This window comes from Phormidesmis sp. 146-20 (assembly GCF_052939475.1).
The window spans coordinates 17,168-33,473 of sequence record NZ_JBJPHT010000036.1; the positions used below are offsets into that span (position 1 = coordinate 17,168).

The 16,306-nt window shown below is 47.9% G+C and carries 13 protein-coding genes; 7 read left to right on the plus strand and 6 right to left on the minus strand.

The window, feature by feature from the left end; all coding sequences use genetic code 11:
* Nucleotides 1–416: 416 nt before the first annotated feature.
* Together ACKFKH_RS22935 and ACKFKH_RS22940 are read right to left on the minus strand one after the other, a co-directional pair.
* The gene (locus ACKFKH_RS22935; RefSeq protein WP_446860680.1) at nt 417–1,952 is read right to left on the minus strand and encodes a PAS domain S-box protein; all 1,536 of its coding nucleotides are present in this window, start codon (nt 1,950–1,952) and stop codon (nt 417–419) included.
* 150 nt (nt 1,953–2,102) lie between these two features.
* A complete protein-coding gene (locus tag ACKFKH_RS22940) occupies nt 2,103–2,408 on the minus strand; it encodes a hypothetical protein (protein WP_446860681.1) in 306 nt (101 codons plus the stop codon).
* Nucleotides 2,409–2,948: 540 nt separating this feature from the next.
* Between ACKFKH_RS22940 and ACKFKH_RS22945 the strand changes: the two genes are divergently transcribed.
* The 4 genes from ACKFKH_RS22945 to ACKFKH_RS22960 all read left to right on the plus strand — a co-directional run bounded on the left by ACKFKH_RS22945 (nt 2,949) and on the right by ACKFKH_RS22960 (nt 9,360).
* Complete coding sequence (locus ACKFKH_RS22945) at nt 2,949–4,847, plus strand: protein kinase domain-containing protein (protein ID WP_446860682.1); 1,899 nt, start codon at nt 2,949–2,951, stop codon at nt 4,845–4,847.
* A gap of 121 nt (nt 4,848–4,968) precedes the next feature.
* Nucleotides 4,969–6,660 carry a hypothetical protein gene (locus ACKFKH_RS22950; RefSeq protein ID WP_446860683.1) on the plus strand — a complete coding sequence of 564 codons (1,692 nt, stop codon included), beginning with the start codon at nt 4,969–4,971 and terminating at the stop codon, nt 6,658–6,660.
* Between the two features lie 179 nt (nt 6,661–6,839).
* Nucleotides 6,840–8,369 (plus strand): FHA domain-containing protein, encoded by a 1,530-nt coding sequence (locus ACKFKH_RS22955; protein ID WP_446860684.1) that lies wholly within the window; start codon nt 6,840–6,842, stop codon nt 8,367–8,369.
* Nucleotides 8,370–8,757: 388 nt separating this feature from the next.
* Entirely contained in the window at nt 8,758–9,360 is a 603-nt protein-coding gene (locus tag ACKFKH_RS22960) for a DUF1003 domain-containing protein (RefSeq protein ID WP_446860685.1), read from the plus strand.
* A gap of 9 nt (nt 9,361–9,369) precedes the next feature.
* Here ACKFKH_RS22960 and ACKFKH_RS22965 read toward each other — a convergent pair whose 3' ends face one another.
* Nucleotides 9,370–10,593: an amidohydrolase family protein gene (locus ACKFKH_RS22965; RefSeq protein ID WP_446860686.1), complete on the minus strand. Its 1,224-nt coding sequence runs from the start codon at nt 10,591–10,593 to the stop codon at nt 9,370–9,372.
* Nucleotides 10,594–10,655: 62 nt separating this feature from the next.
* Between ACKFKH_RS22965 and ACKFKH_RS22970 the strand changes: the two genes are divergently transcribed.
* Entirely contained in the window at nt 10,656–11,042 is a 387-nt protein-coding gene (locus tag ACKFKH_RS22970; RefSeq protein WP_446860687.1) for a RidA family protein, read from the plus strand.
* A 270-nt stretch (nt 11,043–11,312) separates the two neighbouring features.
* Nucleotides 11,313–11,570 (plus strand): hypothetical protein, encoded by a 258-nt coding sequence (locus ACKFKH_RS22975; protein ID WP_446860688.1) that lies wholly within the window; start codon nt 11,313–11,315, stop codon nt 11,568–11,570.
* Nucleotides 11,571–11,832: 262 nt separating this feature from the next.
* On the opposite strand, the gene ACKFKH_RS22980 is transcribed toward ACKFKH_RS22975, so the two are convergent.
* Nucleotides 11,833–12,180, minus strand: coding sequence for a hypothetical protein (locus tag ACKFKH_RS22980; protein ID WP_446860689.1), 348 nt, complete (start codon nt 12,178–12,180; stop codon nt 11,833–11,835).
* A gap of 387 nt (nt 12,181–12,567) precedes the next feature.
* On the opposite strand from ACKFKH_RS22980, the gene ACKFKH_RS22985 reads away from it, so the two are divergent.
* On the plus strand, nt 12,568–13,047 hold the full coding sequence (locus tag ACKFKH_RS22985) for an ureidoglycolate lyase (protein ID WP_446860690.1): 480 nt from the start codon (nt 12,568–12,570) through the stop codon (nt 13,045–13,047).
* A gap of 20 nt (nt 13,048–13,067) precedes the next feature.
* On the opposite strand, the gene ACKFKH_RS22990 is transcribed toward ACKFKH_RS22985, so the two are convergent.
* Both ACKFKH_RS22990 and ACKFKH_RS22995 read right to left on the minus strand, forming a co-directional pair.
* Nucleotides 13,068–13,463 (minus strand): hypothetical protein, encoded by a 396-nt coding sequence (locus tag ACKFKH_RS22990; RefSeq protein WP_446860691.1) that lies wholly within the window; start codon nt 13,461–13,463, stop codon nt 13,068–13,070.
* 542 nt (nt 13,464–14,005) lie between these two features.
* Nucleotides 14,006–16,306, minus strand: coding sequence for a PBP1A family penicillin-binding protein (locus ACKFKH_RS22995; RefSeq protein ID WP_446860692.1), 2,301 nt, complete (start codon nt 16,304–16,306; stop codon nt 14,006–14,008).

Sequence of the window (16,306 nt, forward strand, 5' to 3'; positions counted from 1 at the left end):
ACACCACGGAGCGATTAATGAAAACAACTTAGCATATCTAAGCCAATTCACTGTCGTAGGCTCATTGTATCCTAAAGCTCTCTCAATCTAAAAACCCTACGTAAAAGATTGGACAAAGCTATACAGTGATTTATTAAGACTTGATAGAGACACGACGGTTTGCAAGAAAACTCCAAAAAAATGTTGACATTTCATCACTTTTGAGGACATTAGACCTTAGACAAGAGCCATTGGAGATCACACAAATTCTCTGTGAGCTAGTCTATTTTCTGCTCCCCCTAACCCCTTGAGAGGGTGGAAAAATAAAAGTCCAGTCCCTTTTGTAACGGAGCTAAGGGAGATTTAAGGGATGCAGCTTCTTTGATTGATGTTAGATGAAAGACATTAGACTTGCTCTGTTCAAAGTCCGAAGTCCCCTAGCGGGCGGTTTCGCAGTGCAGTAGCTCGGCTTCTACTTGCTTACGATCGCTAATATCCAGCAAGACACCATCAAGCCACAACAGATTGCCATTCTGGTCAAATACGCCTTGTTTGCGCTCAGTCACCCAGCGGAGACACCCATTGGTATCGACAATTCGGTAGTCGATCGAAGAGCGATGGCGGTCTAAAATGGCTTGAATCAGCGAATCCTTGAGAAGGGCAATATCATCCGGATAAACAATGCTGAGATAAGACCGAACTTGATTGTTGGCAAACACCGATGCGGGATAGCCCGTAATGTCTTGAATGCTGTCGCTAATAAACTCCATCGTGTAGCTAGAATCACAGCGAAACACGGCTCCCAAACTGTTGAGAACCAGGGATCTAAACTTTTCTTCGCTGGCTCTGAGTTCGACTTCTAGACACTTGCGATCGGTGATATTGTGACCACTGATGACAATATCTTCGATCTCTAAAACTGAGGGAAACTGCTGTCCCTGAATCGACAACGCCACCCATCGATTAGACTTGGCTCTCCACCAGCATTCGATCGATTGATGAGATTGAAGGTTGCTGCTCCAAAGTTGTAGAGCGAGTTCAAATTCGTTCAAATTACTGGGGTGAATGAGTTCTTTGATCTGCCGACCGAGCAACTCTTCGGGCTGATAGCCCAATATGTCCTCAACCGCTGGACTGACATAGATAACCTGCCCGCTTTTGCTGACTTGAATAAACAAGTAGGGACTATCTAAAAACAGCGTTTTCCATTTTTCCTCGGTTCTAACGAGGGTGCTGTAAATCTTTTTACTTTCGGTGACATCTTCTAGCAGAACGGCATAATAGCTTTGATGCCCCATAATACAGGTCGAAAGCTCAATTCGAGAAACATTAACATTCAGCCAAATGACTTCGTGATTTCTAGAAATGAATCGTTTTTCGATGGTGTAGGTGTTGATCGTTCTGTTGAGTAAACTTTGCTTGAGTGAGAGATCAACCAAGCGATCGTCTGGATGCACAAATTGTTCAAGATTTAGCCCACAATCGTTTGTTCCCAAAAGGTTTTGTAGCTTCTGGTTACACTGAATAATGTCTCCATTGGGATTGATCAAAGCGGTCGCTAAATTGGCGTGAGCAGACTGAGAAATTGCCGATTCGTAAGCGGTAGTGAGACTGCGAATTCTTTCTGCTGCACCGATTTTTTTAGCTTCGAGAAACATTAGCTTTGTGCCTGAGTCAAACTTTAGGGAACATTCAACATGCTCCTCTGCGTCTCTCAATCTAGAGAGAAACTGGCTGGTCTCCCCTTGAATTGCACGCTGCCAAAACTCAGACAGATCAGGCTGCATAGTCGCCGGAAAATAGTCGAAGAAATCTCTGGCTGTAGAAGTTTGTAACAGCTTCAAAAAGCTTTGACTTGCGTAGATTGTGTGGCCTTGATTGTCACACACACAGATTGGATTCAGCGATTGCTCCAGGAACTCTAATGACTGGTGAGATTGAATTCCAGGAATATCCCAAAAAGTAGAAATCATCTTTGAATATAGGCCTGTGTTTTCGGGTGGAGCTATCTCAGAGCAGGTTTACACCAACTCCAAAGTTTTGCAGTGATCTGGGTCAATTTGTCTCAGGGCTGCGATCGACCCTCCCTGTTGTCTCGCTTCAAGCCAAACAAAAGCGGATTGTCAAATCTGGTAGTCACACCCATTTTTATCAACGACTCTGTAACCCGTAAAATCCTGCGATGCACCGTCCAAGTGAGCCGTTCGTAATATCGGTTCCGTAGCGATGTCTGCCCCTGACGTTTCTAAAAGTACTGCTTCCTGCGTCTTAGAGTCATTGATTCTCTCTAGATTAGAATCCGTATCTGTGCTTGTTTGTAAATTGTCACAGTTCATTGTGCTGCGGTCTGAGTCGATCGCCTTCGAGGGGTAGACTTGTTTGTAGATTGGCACAGGACGTTTTACTTTGCTAAAATAGAAATCAAGCATCCGGATGGTTGTCCTCACTCTTGATAAAGCTAATTAGAACGGTTGCATCAAGTTGGGTTCCAATTAATATTACCGCCTGTTTTTGTTCATTTCTTAGAGAATTAGGTAGTCAAGGACTGCGCGAGTCACTATAATCGATACAAGCATCTAACCAATATTGTCATAGAGAAGTCATCAAATCAGGGTCAGGCTAGATTTTATAGACTGTGACCGCATCTCAGCCTTTTTTACTGACTGTATTGTTCCTAAACTCAGAAACTCCTGCTTCCACACGAGGCAGTGAGCGGCTCTGGCTGTCCTTCAGAAAGACGGTCTGAGCTTACATCCACGCTTCACCTGTTGAGTCTTTCCAGACGATCGACTTCCTGCACTGAACTTCGCGGACAACAGCATTTTTTGAATGGAATGCGGCACGGCTCTCGTCTAAATGGGAGAAAAACGTCCAGTTTCCCCAACCTGTATTGGCAAGGAAGCTAGGTCATGTGATCGTGTCGGATTCCTTCAAACCTGGCTGTCAGCGCGCATCAAAGGTCACCGAGCATGATTGGGCAACTATTAACCGGACGCTACCTGATTCTAGAAAAACTGGGAGCAGGAGGCTTTAGCCAAACCTACCTGGCTCGCGACAAATATCTCCCCCGACATCCGTTGTGCGTCGTTAAATGTCTGCAATTGCCACCCCAAAGCACCATTTCTCTGGAGACAGCCAAACACTTATTTGAGACAGAAGCGACCCTGCTGGAGCAGTTTGGGCAACATCACCACCAAATTCCGACCCTTTTTGCCTATTGCCATGAGCAGGAGGATTCAACTTATCTGGTGCAAGAGTACATTGACGGCGAAACCTTAAGCCAATGGCTGGCCCAAGGAAACCGTCTCACCGAAAAGTCTGCGATCGCCCTGTTATTAGAACTGTTATCCATCCTACAAAATCTTCATGCTCAACGAGTGATTCACCGCGACGTGACCCCCAGCAATTTGATCCGTCGTCGTCGAGATGGCAAGATTGTTCTCATTGACTTTGGGGCAGCTTATCGTCTAGCAGAAGATGAATCGGTCGCCCACCCGGATACTTCTGTGCCTTTGGCGATCGGGACTCCTGGCTACATGCCAGATGAGCAACACTTGGGAATGGCTCAGTTAAATAGTGACCTTTACGCGGCAGGGATCTTGGTCATCCACTTACTAACAGGCATTGATCCCCAGCAGTTTAAACAGGATTTGATTTCAGGAGAACTGGATTGGCACCAGCACTTACAGCCCCCCGTCAGTCCAGAGCTTACAACAATCCTCAATCGGTTGGTCAGAACTAAAGCCAGCGATCGCTATCCCCAAGTTTCTGACGTATTAGCCGATCTTCATAAGCTAACGGGCCGCTTTCAACCTGTCGTAAAACACTGGTACAAGGCGCAGCAGTTTATCCTACCGACTAGCGCACTGCTCTTTGTGGGCGCGATCGTCCTACAGCTATCCAGTCGAGGTATTATTACCCGGTCAATGTTTTCGGGGCAGCAGGCAAAAACGACCCTTCATCAACTAACTCAAAAGTGGTTGCCCCAGTCTGATATGCAGCTAGCGATGACGCGGGAGGTATCCATCAAGTCGGGAATCGATCGCGTAGTGATTTCGCCCAACAAGCAAACGATGATCACCGTGGGAACTGATCACCTGCCGCGCTTGTGGTCATTGCCCCAGGGAACTTGGCGCAAAACTTTATCAGGCTACACGGCCCCCGTCACCAACCTGGCCATTAGCGCCAATAGCAAGCTGTTGCTAACAGGTCGTGAAGATGGCACTATACAGGCGTGGAACGGAATTTCGGGCAAGTTTTTGCAAAAGTTTAAGGGGCATCAAAAGACGATAACGGCGATTGCAATTAGTCCGGACGCGCGGACGTTTGTTAGTACTAGTAAAGATAGAACCCTTCGTCAATGGAATTTGCAAACGGGCGCACTGCTGAAAACACTCAACTCCCCAGCAGACATCACCGCAATTACCTATGGAGCTACTTCCGACCAACTGGTTGTTGCCAGCCGAGATCATCAGCTTCAAGTCTGGAATCTCAACACTGGAAACATTGATCGCACCTTTGCCGGACATACCGATACGATCGTCGGACTAGAGCTAATCAATGATCACACTCTGATTAGCTTTGGCAAAGATCGAGGGCTAATGTGGGATCTCAACCGCGAAGCCTTAATTCAAGTGTTGCCCCAGGCATCTGCTAATACGATTTTGGTTTCTAAGTGCGATCGCAATATCATTACAGTCCACGGTGACGGCACTGTTCGCATTTGGATTCCTCAAGGCGGAAGATTAGCAATGCGAGAAGTCGGAACATTGGATCAGCCAGGGAATGTAGCGTTTAGTCCAGAACATGATTACTTGGTGAGTTGGAGTGCTAACAAACGGCTACGCTTTTGGCAAATCAAAGATTGATCTTAGTTACTTGTCGATTTCTGAGCATTGAGTGTTCCCACCTGATTGTGCTTGATCCAGTTTTTGCATTAATTACCAGCCCCGACCCATCTAATGACTATTCTGATAAGAGGTAACACCTATGCTGCATAAAATTTCTGAGCAGTCTATGCATCGAGTTCGCTGGCTACTCACCTTGGGCTGGCTGATTTTGGTTGCTTCTTTGTTTTATGACCCCATTACACCCGCCTGGACGGATGCCGCCAATTTCAGCAGTCCTTTTCGAGTGGATCTGACTCAGTGCATCAAGATTAGAAAGACCTGTCTGCCTCAGTCTTCGTTTTCGATGAGTGCGTTGATCTGGTGGGCGATGGTTGTTCCTTCGGGAATTTTTGTTCTATTGGTGTTTGGACATGAGTTTTGGCGGCGGATTTGTCCTTTGTCGTTTATGTCTCAGATTCCTCGCGCTCTGGGGATTCAGCGACGGCGAAAAGTAGTCGATCGCCTCACCGGGGAAACTCGACGAGAAGTGGTGACGATCAGCGAAAACTCTTGGCTAGGACGCAATCATTTGTATGTCCAGTATGGGCTGTTTGTTTTGGGGCTGGGGCTGCGAATTTTGTATGTCAACTCCGATCGCTTCTCGTTGGGCGTTTTCCTGATTGCGACAATTATTTGCGCGATGACAATTGGCTATTTGTATGCAGGCAAAAGCTGGTGTCAGTATTTTTGTCCGATGGCTCCGGTGCAGATGGTTTACACGGGCCCGCGATCGCTGATGGGCAGCCAAAATTATCTAGACCCCAAAGCAACCGTGACGCAATCGATGTGTCGGATCACTGATGCCAAAACAGGGTTAGAACAAAGTGCCTGTGTCGGCTGCAAAACGGCTTGTATTGACATTGATGCTGAAAAAACCTACTGGACAGAGTTAAACAAACCCGGTCGGCGGTTGATTCAGTATGGTTATCTGGGGATGGTGATTGCCTTTTACCTGTACTATTTTCTCTACGCAGGCAACTGGGACTACTACTTCACAGGCGCATGGACTCACGAGCGTGATCAAGTTGCCAAGGTTTTGGATACAGGATTCTATATCTACAATCGTGTCATTCCCATTCCTAAAGCGTTTGCCGTGTTTATCACGTTCTTTGTGCTGATGGCGATCACAATCACATTAGGCTTGATATTAGAGAAACTGTGTCGCAAGGTAGTCGTTCATAAAGGTCGTCCGATTTCTAAAGAACAGGCACAACATATTGTATTCACGTTGTTTACGGTGACTTCTTTCTGGACGTTTTTCTCCTATGGTGCCCGTCCTTCGTTAAATCGATTGCCTGACTATCCATTGTTTGCGTTTAATGCGCTGATTGTGTTGGTTGGTTCGCTGTGGCTTTATCAGACGCTACGCCGTACCCGTTCTCAATACGAGCGTGAGAATATGGCAACTAGCTTGAGAAAGCAACTCCAAAGGCTGTCGATCGATCCCACGCTACTCGAAGGACGATCGCTAGATGATCTCAGCCCAGACGAAATCTATACGCTGGTCAAAGTGTTGCAGGGCGTTTCTCAACAACTGCGGCTACAAACTTACAATGGCGTTGTATTGGATCTGTTGCGCCAAAAAACGATCGATGCCTCTGGTAGTTTTGAGTTTTGCCAACAGCTTCGCCAGGATTTGCAGCTTACAGACGCGGATCACTTCTCGACCATTGAAGCGATCGGCGCAACTAACCCAGAACTTCTGGCATTTTCTCAAGCGACAGAGCAACGTCACACGGCCGTCACAATGGCAAAAACCATTTCCAAACCTGCCGGAAAACCTATTCTCTGAATGATAGAAGACGTTAGACAAGAAAACGTTAGACGGGACTTTGATGGCAACAGACTTAAATAATGAAGCCAAAGAAGTGGATCGAATTCATGCTAAATCGATAGTCTAAAGTCGATAGTCCAAAGCCCACAGTCCCTTCCCTTCACCCTCGCCCACCACGACCCAGGAGATTACTCCCAATGTTGATTTTGAAGTCAGTCAACTTTGAGCAGCAGGAATTCCAAAATCATCAGCTTGAAGAATCCTACCCAGGACAAACAGAGTGGGTCATCGGACGCAACACCACCTGCGATCTCGTATTGACTAGCCCAGAAGTCAGCCGAATTCATGGCAGAATTGTGCGTCTCGACGGTGCCTATTACTTTGTGGATGTGGGCAGCACGTCAGGTTCATTGCTCAATGGCGAGATTGTGCCCGTTGATGACCCGCGACAAGTCTATGCAGGCGACTTAATTCAACTTGGAGAGACCTTTCTGCATATTGAAGATCTGGCCGCTCCCTCTTCAGAAGTAGCCGCGATCGACCCTGCCCTGATGTTGCCTACCCATGAATGGGCCCAGGAAGATCTGATTTGTCACTGTTGTCGCATTATTGACGAAACGAGTGATGTCAAAACATTTTGTCTGGTAGCGGAGCCTTCTGTCTTGTTTCAATACAGGCCGGGTCAATTTGTCAATCTAGAAGTCGAGATTAATGGGAAGCCCGTGTTGCGCTCTTACTCAATCTCTTCGTCACCGACTCGACCTTATCATCTGATGCTGACGGTCAAACGAGTGCCCAGTCCGCCCGATCGACCCGATTTAGCACCTGGACTGGTGTCTAACTGGCTGCATGATCATCTCAAAGTGGGCGATCGCGTCAAACTCATCGGCGGCCCAATGGGGCACTTTACCTGTCTGCCCAAGCTGCCTGCCAAAGTGTTGATGATCTCAGCCGGGAGTGGCATTACGCCAATGATGTCAATGGTGCGCTGGATACAAGACACGATGGCAAACTGTGATGTTGTTTTTTTCCATAGTGCAACGTCGCCCGAAGATATTGTGTTTCGCTCAGAGCTAGAAACGATCGCGGCTCAAATGCCCAACCTGCAATTAGCCATCACCATCACTCGACCTTCGCTGAGACATCCCTGGATGGGGCTGACCGGACGCATTTCTGAGCCAATGTTAAAGCTAATGGTGCCAGATTTTCTGGAGCGATCGGTTTACGTCTGTGGGCCGAGCGGTTTTATGCAAGGCGCGCGATCGCTGTTAGAAGGCATGAAGTTTCCCATGCAAAACTATCTAGAAGAAAGCTTTGGCGGGCGATCTACTTCGATCAAGCCAGCCGTAAAACCAGTTCGAGAGAGCGAAATCCCCGAAACAAAGTTTTTCAGAGCGGCAGCACCGATGGCGATCGCACCCTCCACAAATGGAAAGAGTGCCCACACGAGCGAGCCAGCGTTTGCCCCAGTGATTCACTTTATTCAGTCCGATCGCCGAGTACAGGTAGATGGGACGGCTTCGATTTTAGAAGTCGCTGAACAGGAAGGGATTCAAATTCGTTATGCCTGTCGAGTGGGGGCTTGCGGAGCTTGCAAAGTGGAGGTGCGTAAGGGAGAAGTGCGCTATGCCAGTCCGCCGTCTGCTTTGAGCAGTGCTGATCAGCAAATGGGTCAGGCGTTGGCCTGTGTAGCTTGTCCGGTGGGGTCTGTGGCGATCGAAGCTTAGATGAACGTGAATTCGATCTCAGAATACCTGGCGATTGAGGTTAGCTTCGCAAGTGCCTTCGGCAACGCTGCTATCAGAACAAAGTCCACCTCCGTGGACTAACGGTTAAAATTGCCTCTTTAGTGTGCGAAGGCACACTTTGCTCTTGTAGCCCCGACTTTAGTCGGAGGGCATCTATGATTCGTGCAGGAAGTCTATTGAGTGACCGAAGCCAGTCGCAGAGCTAAAGAGAAACTAGATCGAAACTAGATCAATAACGCATCTAACCGATCAGATCCAGGTTTGACTTGGGAATTAGCCGAGCGATCGCCATTTGTCTATCTGTAGAGCGTTACCGATCGCCTCCCTCACATGAACTAATAAAGGAAAGACCGATCGCTAAACTGCCATGACCTCGACAGAAACGACGCATAAACCTAGCAAAACGATCATTCCGACAGCACCTTTACCTGACCCGATCGCTCAAACCATTGATGCGGTGATTGCGCTGCATACCCAGTCTGAAAAATCGCTCTCATCCCATCAGCGCATCGTTGAAAGCATTACTGCATTCTTTAGTCGTCCCGTCTTTCTCTATTGCACACTGCTGGTTTTGGCCCTGTGGATTATTCCCAATTTGGTGTCACCTCGCTTTGGCTTACCTCAGTTTGATCCGCCGCCCTTTCAATGGTTAGATGTATTGCTGGGAGGTGGTTCGTTTTTGATGACGATCGGCGTGTTAATTGCCCAAAAGCGACAGGAAAAACTATCTGAACAACGCGCTCAATTAAGCCTGCAACTCAACCTACTGTCCGAACAAAAAATCGCCAAAATCATTGCCCTTTTAGAAGAACTCAGAGAAGATTTACCCAACGTGCGAAACCGACTCGATCACGAAGCCGAAGTGATGAAACAAGCTGCCGATCCCGAAGCGGTGATCACTGCCTTAGAAGAGACTTTAATTTCAGAGTTGGCAGACCTTCAGCAAGAAGCAAAAGAGAACGTTAATTGAACGCAGAACTCATCTGAAAAATTGCTGGTCTAATTTAGTTTGAGAAACAATGCGGCCGTTTTTGATCACGGTACGATCGCTCGGTGCGGCTCCGATCGCTTCAGTCACAGAGGCTACGTTGAGAATCACTAGATCGGCTAGTTGTCCAACTTGCAGACCGTGTTCGGGCAGTCCGATCGCTTTGGCTGCCAAAGTAGTGGCCATTTCTAGACAGCGATCGTGACTGGTTGCCGTTCCCATTTGCAACACTTGAGCCAACAGCGTACAGATTTTTAGTAAATCACCATCACCAAACGGAGTAAACAGATTTTGCACGTTATTGACTGCAAGACCGACATTCACTCCCATCTCAGCTAAATGATTGACAGGCGCGACACCCCGCCGAACGTTATGCGTATCTTTGCGAGACATCATATACAAATCAGAAGCAGGCAGCGCCAAAATCGAAATTCCTGCTTCTCGGATTGCGGGAGCGATCGCACTAAGTTCCACTGGAGACAATGCAGCTAATTTAGTCACGTGACCCAGACAGACACGCCCCTGCCAACCGCGACGACACGTTTCCTCAATCACAAAGGGCAACGTCAAAGGCTTGTCATCATCTAAAAAATCTAAATGGAAATCAACATCGCAATCAAACTCTTGAGCAATGTCAAATACAATACGAATGTTTTGTTCTGGAGCAGGATCGACGTAAGGGGCAGACCCGATCGCATTCCCGCCGATCACTAGTGCTTCTCTCAACAGTTCCACTTGACCCGGTTGATTAGTAATGCCTTCTTGAGCAAACACCGCTAATTGCAGCGTTATCCCCCATGCATATTCTTGACGAAGCGGTAAGAGTGCTTTGATGGCGGTCAACCCGATCGCTGAATCAACTTCAACATGACTTCGCATCGCTGTTGTGCCGAAGGCGATCGCTCGTTTGATCACTCGTCTAGCTCTGGTTTGAATATCAGCGATCGTAAATGTCTGCTTTGCCTGCAACGTTTGCGACATTGCTTCTGCAAAAGTTCCTTCAATGCTGTGACAGCGATCGAGTAACAGCGCTTTGTCTAAATGAAAATGGGCATCCACTAATCCGGGAATCACTAATTTGTGCGCTGCGTTGATCGTGTCCGTTGCAGAATCAGGAATAGAAGGGGCGATACAGGTGATGCGATCAGCAACAATGCCAATATCCCAAAACCCCGTTTTTTGAGGAAGGCAAGCTTGTGTAATTTTGAGATCCATAACAGCGGTTTGAACGATCGTTAAAGAATTAGTATTTTACTGTCGTTTAAAATAAGCTGCTCATGCTGGAATACATTACCTTACCTGATCACAGACTGCCGCCCTTGGGGCCGTTTTGTCATGCCGTTCGCGCTGGAGACTTGCTGTTTGTGACAGGACAATTAGCCGAAGATCCAACTACCGGAGAAATAATTGTGGGCACGATCGAGCAGCAAACCCAACAGGTGATGGAAAATCTGCAACAGGTTCTCACCCACGCGGGCACCGGGTTCGATCGCATCGTCATGGCACGAGTGTTCATCACCGACCTGCGTCATCTACAGACCGTGAACGAGATTTATTCCTCTTATTTTGGCGATCGCCGCCCCGCCAGAACCACGATCGGCGTAATGGGATTAGCTGGATTAGGCGACATCGAAATTGACCTGATCGCCTACTGTGGAGACTGATTATCTGACTCTCCCCAAACCCCAATCCATAAGATAACAGCACATTTCAACAAATCGAGCGTTAGATTTCTAAGATCACGGTTGTAGAAATCTGTGTCGATCGATACGTGCCCAAATCGCTGGATCGTATCTCTCACTACGGTTTTGCAACAAACCGCCTCGATCACAGGCCTAATAATCTGCGTAGAGATAGACGCTTCTGAGTGCTGGTTTGAATAAACTCTTAGATAAGAACGTGAAATGACTTAGCGAAAAAAAATAGAAAAACTTATGCAACTCCAAATTGAGTGTCGTAATCCATCTCTCAAACGCAGTATCTGTTGTATCTGTGACCAATCCTTTGAAGCAAAAGAAGCCAGAGTCATTGTTTGCGACGATCAAGGTATCGGCTGTGGTGAAGTCTGTTCTGGATGCATTCACAAAGGATATGGCTGGATCAACGATCGCTTCTCACAACTCCATGTCCCCGTCAAATCAGTTCGCAAACCTCGGATGCACTCGCACAAAAACCTACCGATCGGAGCTTAACAAGCCAAAAGGTATCGAATGATGAATGTGGAATGCAGACCTTAGAATCTGTCCCCATTCGTCATTCCATCCTCTTAATTTGAGCCATTTCTACCGACCGGCCAGTCCTTCAGGTCAACAATTTCACTCTAAGCTGCTCATTAAAGAGCAAAGAAAAGGCTGTAGAAGAGTTGAGGAATGTTGATAGATTGTTCTTTAAATTGAATACTCTATTTGAACGATCGCCTCAACCCTTCTATCACACCAGCATCATCAAACTGTGCTAATCGACAGGATGACCATAGTTGCGTGAGTTTTTAATATTAGTCGAGTCGTCCGCCGCTTGTTTGGCACGAGATTGATTGTTGTCTTTGGGCTGATCAACCTCTCTGCCCTGCGAATCGACATAGTGAGCATTCGTCGATCGATTGGGTTTAGCAGGTTCGCCTTCACTAACAACCACATTCCGCTTCCCTTCATAGAGAGTTTTCTGCTTCTCGGCAGGGTTTTCGGGTGCCCCAGGTGCCGAATCAGCTAAAGCAGAATTTCCACCCACCACCAGCAGACCGACTAGCAACGCCACTAGCACAACTCGCCGTAGCAAATGAGAGATGTGTTGAATCATATTCATGCAAGATTCCTTTAAAGTTAATATCTGTGCAACATGAATGCTAAAAAGGATCGATCGCGCTAACGTCTTTCCAGAGACAGGTTATTGTCAAAGGATTGGTTGTAGACCGATAAATAGTTGTAGACCGATGAATAAATGTGAATTTAACAAAGTTTGCTGCACACGCTTCGAGATAGCCACAAGGGTCGCCAATATAGAAACGCTCTCTAGTAAGAGACTTGGAACTAGAAATCTCAAAATTCCTCAAAACTAGAGAATTGGACAACAAAAAGACAGCCTACCAAAGTAAAAATCATTCAATTAACGTTAAATAAACATAAGAAATCCAACATCAAAAACTACAGTTCTTCATCCCTTATCCCTCATCCCTCATCCCTCATCCCTCCCATGCCTCCCCATCCCCTTCCCGCTACCTGGATCACCTCTGAAAACTTTCGCCCTTATGGTCAAGTGATCCAGGCTGCTCAAGACGGAAAATCCTATGATGCCGAAGATGCTCAACTCCAGCTTGAGAATGGGATTCCCCGGTTTTATATCATGCGGTTACACCAGCGCGGACGAACATTTCATCGGATCACGCGCCACACGCAATGCACCCAATGCCTCGGCTCTCTAGAAGGCAAAGAATGGCTAATAGCCGTTGCGCCTCCTCAAAACACTAGCCAGCCAAAGCTCCAAGAAATTCAAGCCTTTCGCATTCCTGGCAACTGCTTTATCAAACTAGACGTAGGCACCTGGCACGCCGGCCCTTATTTTGATACAGACCACATTGATTTCTACAATTTAGAACTCAGCGATACCAACATCACCGATCACGAAACCTGTGATCTTTTGCAGCTTTATGGCAGTGAGTTTGAAATGATATAGGCGATCGCTCACCTCATCTTTCATCGACTCTCTTGTTTGGGCGATACTTTTAGCGAGTCTCTATGCTGATCAACCTTCACGCCCTGGATTTCAACGGTTGCAGTGCCATATACCTCAAGAGCAACATCTACCAGTTGAGTCAAAGTCTGCTGATCAAAAACCCTACCTATCAGAACGACCACCCTACCGCGTTGAGTAACTTGTAGGCGATCGAGGTCTTTAGCCTCAAACTGCTCACAAAAAGCCAGGCTGACCCGTTTTGCTAACCCACTATGGTCATACTCACCGTCCACGCCAACTCGCTCAGGCGGGATCACTTTAAACAATGGTTCAGGGGTTACAGGCAGGGCATTAACCCGTCTTTCACTCGAAACGATTAAACTTGACCCTAATTCTGGCGATTGCACCCAAGTCATAGCTTTTTTTGTTGGTTTGAGATGATTGCTAATTTGGCATAACTCGACAAGGACTTTGAGCGATCGGACGAGGAACTATCCAACACAGATTTGTCTCGCGTTCAGCCCTTCCTCAGATCGCACGCTCGCCCATTGCTCTTCCTCATTCATTAAAGGTTTGCGAGAGATTTTGAACAATCTGTCATCAGATAGACGTTGAAAATGAGTCTAAGAATACATGCTAAATAACCGTGAATTCGATAAAGCTGCTCACTTTGTTTGCTGGCTCCCTAAATCTCCGCTGTGAAAGACTTTGAATCAAAAGTTCCATCTCAAAGTTTTCCAGAATGGCGAGTTAAATTAGGCAGCAGAATAAAGCAACAAAGTCAAAAGCTCCATCAAACTGACGATCAGCAAAACGAACAATTACACGATCGTTCTGCAACAATCTAACAGTTTTTTTGCGAGAGGAGGCTTTGACTTGAGAACATCACCCTATTGAGGGATGAATTGTTAAGGTAAATTGTATGGAGTAGTACTAGGGCTGAAACTGCACCAAGCTTCTATCGCACCACCTGTCGCATGTAATTTCCCCAAAGTTGAGCCGCTTGACCACTGTTGCCTCCTGTGGGCGTGTTATTGTCATTGCCCAGCCAGACTCCTGTGACGAGTCCCCCGTTGGGAATGTAGCCAACAAACCAGAGGTCAACGTTGTCGTTAGTGGTGCCCGTTTTGCCTGCTTCTCCAAGACCTAGCGCCGCGCTTCTACCTGTCCCGCTTTGGACAACCCCCTGCAAAATAGTCGTCATCGTATCAGCCACTTCAGGCTCCAAAACTTTGACCTGATTGTTGCCATCTTGATCAGCAGAATAAATAACGCGGCAGGTATTGAGATCTCGGCGATCGCTACAATCACCACTATCCAAAATCCGCCTGATGGTACGCGGACGACTGCGAATCCCTTGATTGGCCAACACGCCAAAGGCTCCGGTCAACTCCAGCGGGGTCACTTCACTTTGTCCCAAAACGAGTCCCGGAACCGCCTTGAGTTTGGACTGAATGCCCATCCGCTGCGCCGTTTGAATCACTTTATCCAACCCAACTTCTTGAGCCACTCGCAAGGCAATCACGTTTTCCGACCGCGCCACCCCTGTATACATATCCAGACTGCCGCCCCCACAGCCCTCAAAATATTGACCGCTCCAGTTTAATGGGGCACAAGAATAGGAGTTGTTGGGAGAAATGCCCTGCTCGATCGCGGTGGTGTAGCTAAAAATTTTGAAGGTCGATCCGGGTTGACGCTCGGCCTGAGTCGCCCGATTAAACTGGCTTTCTTGATAGTCAACGCCGCCGACCATCGCCCGCACTTCGCCCGTTTTGGAGTCGATCGTCACCATCGCCCCTTGCGAGTAGCCCGCGCTGGCCCCATTCGTGACAACCGCATTTTGTAGGGCAGCTTCGGCTTTGGCCTGCATTTTGACATCCAGCCCGGTTTGGACGATAAAATTGCCTTCTTGAGCCAGTTGTTTACCCAGCAGTTGTTCTAATTCGTCAAAGACGTGGCTGTAGTAGTAGGGCGCGATCGTACTCTTTAGCTCTTCACGGGCGGCGGGACTGATGTCAATGCGCGATCGTCGGGCCCGTTGGGCTTCTTCTTGCGAAACCATGCCTTGCTCGGCCATGCGACTGATGACGCGATCGCGGTAGTCGATCGCCGCCTGATAGTTGCGAACTGGGTTGAAGCTGTTGGGCGCTGGCAATATCCCCGTCAGGGTTGCCGATTCTGAAAGGGTGAGATCTTTAGCAGACTTGCCAAAATAAAACTGGGCAGCATCTTCAAATCCATAGGTGCCACTGCCTAGATACACCCGATTGAGATAAGTCAGCAGCAAAAATTCTTTACTATAAACCGTCTCCAGCTTGAGGGCGACGGCTGCTTCGCGGAGCTTGCGGGCGGCCGAATCTTGACGACCTACGTAATCTGGGACAAGATTGCGCGCTAGCTGCTGAGTGATCGTACTGCCTCCCTCACGAATTTCACCGCCGCGAATATTGGTCACAAAGGCTCTAGCAGTGCCGATCGGGTCAACGCCCAAATGCCAGTAATAGCGCGTATCTTCAGAAGCCAACAGCGCTTTGGGCAAATAGGGTGAAAATTCTCGAACTTGAGCCAATTCTGTATGACGCTGAGTGCGCGGAGTCCGCAGGGTTTGCCCTTCTCTGGAGTAAACGATCGTCGGCCCTTGCACCGAGACTGGCAGAGGATAGACGGAAAATTTTTGCCATTCAATGCCGATCGCTGCGACCGTAATCGCCGTCACTCCACTGACCCCATACAGCCCGTAGCGAATGGCTTTGATGTACCAGGGAGCCGGATCTTTGTACTGCAAGCGGACGGCGGCGGCTAACTCTGGTGGCCCCAGCGAGAGAATATCGCCGTCGTAAAGCGTTTTGGTCTGGAGTCTGCGCTTGCCGCGATAAATACCGTTGGTCGAATTTTCGTCCCTGATTTGAAAGTGAGTGCGCGTTGGCAACCCCAAAAATTTGCGCCGTTCTTCTCGATGCAGAGAGACATGCACCTGACTGACGACCGGATTTCGCACCACAATGTCACAGGATTTAGAACTGCGCCCCAGCAGATAGCGATCGCCCAACAAGGGATACGCTTCTGCCTTAGAAGCATCTGCATCCTGTACCAACAACTCCGGCACTCTGGCGTTGGGTTTGAGCTTGAGCCTGGTAAAGTTGATTTTGGCGATCGTCTGTACCGCTTGCGTCAGACTGCCAAGAATGGTTTTTGATCTACGCGATTGTGGCGGCTGATGGGGTGGCTGATGTGGCGGTGGATGAGGAGGCTGAGTCAT

Excerpts from the sequence above, each read along its gene's own strand:
- ACKFKH_RS22935 (WP_446860680.1), bottom strand. The coding sequence starts at position 1,952 with ATGATTTCTACTTTTTGGGATATTCCTGGAATTCAATCTCACCAGTCA.
- ACKFKH_RS22940 (WP_446860681.1), bottom strand. The coding sequence starts at position 2,408 with ATGCTTGATTTCTATTTTAGCAAAGTAAAACGTCCTGTGCCAATCTAC.
- ACKFKH_RS22945 (WP_446860682.1), top strand. The coding sequence starts at position 2,949 with ATGATTGGGCAACTATTAACCGGACGCTACCTGATTCTAGAAAAACTG.
- ACKFKH_RS22950 (WP_446860683.1), top strand. The coding sequence starts at position 4,969 with ATGCTGCATAAAATTTCTGAGCAGTCTATGCATCGAGTTCGCTGGCTA.
- ACKFKH_RS22955 (WP_446860684.1), top strand. The coding sequence starts at position 6,840 with ATGTTGATTTTGAAGTCAGTCAACTTTGAGCAGCAGGAATTCCAAAAT.
- ACKFKH_RS22960 (WP_446860685.1), top strand. The coding sequence starts at position 8,758 with ATGACCTCGACAGAAACGACGCATAAACCTAGCAAAACGATCATTCCG.
- ACKFKH_RS22965 (WP_446860686.1), bottom strand. The coding sequence starts at position 10,593 with ATGGATCTCAAAATTACACAAGCTTGCCTTCCTCAAAAAACGGGGTTT.
- ACKFKH_RS22970 (WP_446860687.1), top strand. The coding sequence starts at position 10,656 with ATGCTGGAATACATTACCTTACCTGATCACAGACTGCCGCCCTTGGGG.
- ACKFKH_RS22975 (WP_446860688.1), top strand. The coding sequence starts at position 11,313 with ATGCAACTCCAAATTGAGTGTCGTAATCCATCTCTCAAACGCAGTATC.
- ACKFKH_RS22980 (WP_446860689.1), bottom strand. The coding sequence starts at position 12,180 with ATGAATATGATTCAACACATCTCTCATTTGCTACGGCGAGTTGTGCTA.
- ACKFKH_RS22985 (WP_446860690.1), top strand. The coding sequence starts at position 12,568 with ATGCCTCCCCATCCCCTTCCCGCTACCTGGATCACCTCTGAAAACTTT.
- ACKFKH_RS22990 (WP_446860691.1), bottom strand. The coding sequence starts at position 13,463 with ATGACTTGGGTGCAATCGCCAGAATTAGGGTCAAGTTTAATCGTTTCG.
- ACKFKH_RS22995 (WP_446860692.1), bottom strand. The coding sequence starts at position 16,306 with ATGACTCAGCCTCCTCATCCACCGCCACATCAGCCACCCCATCAGCCG.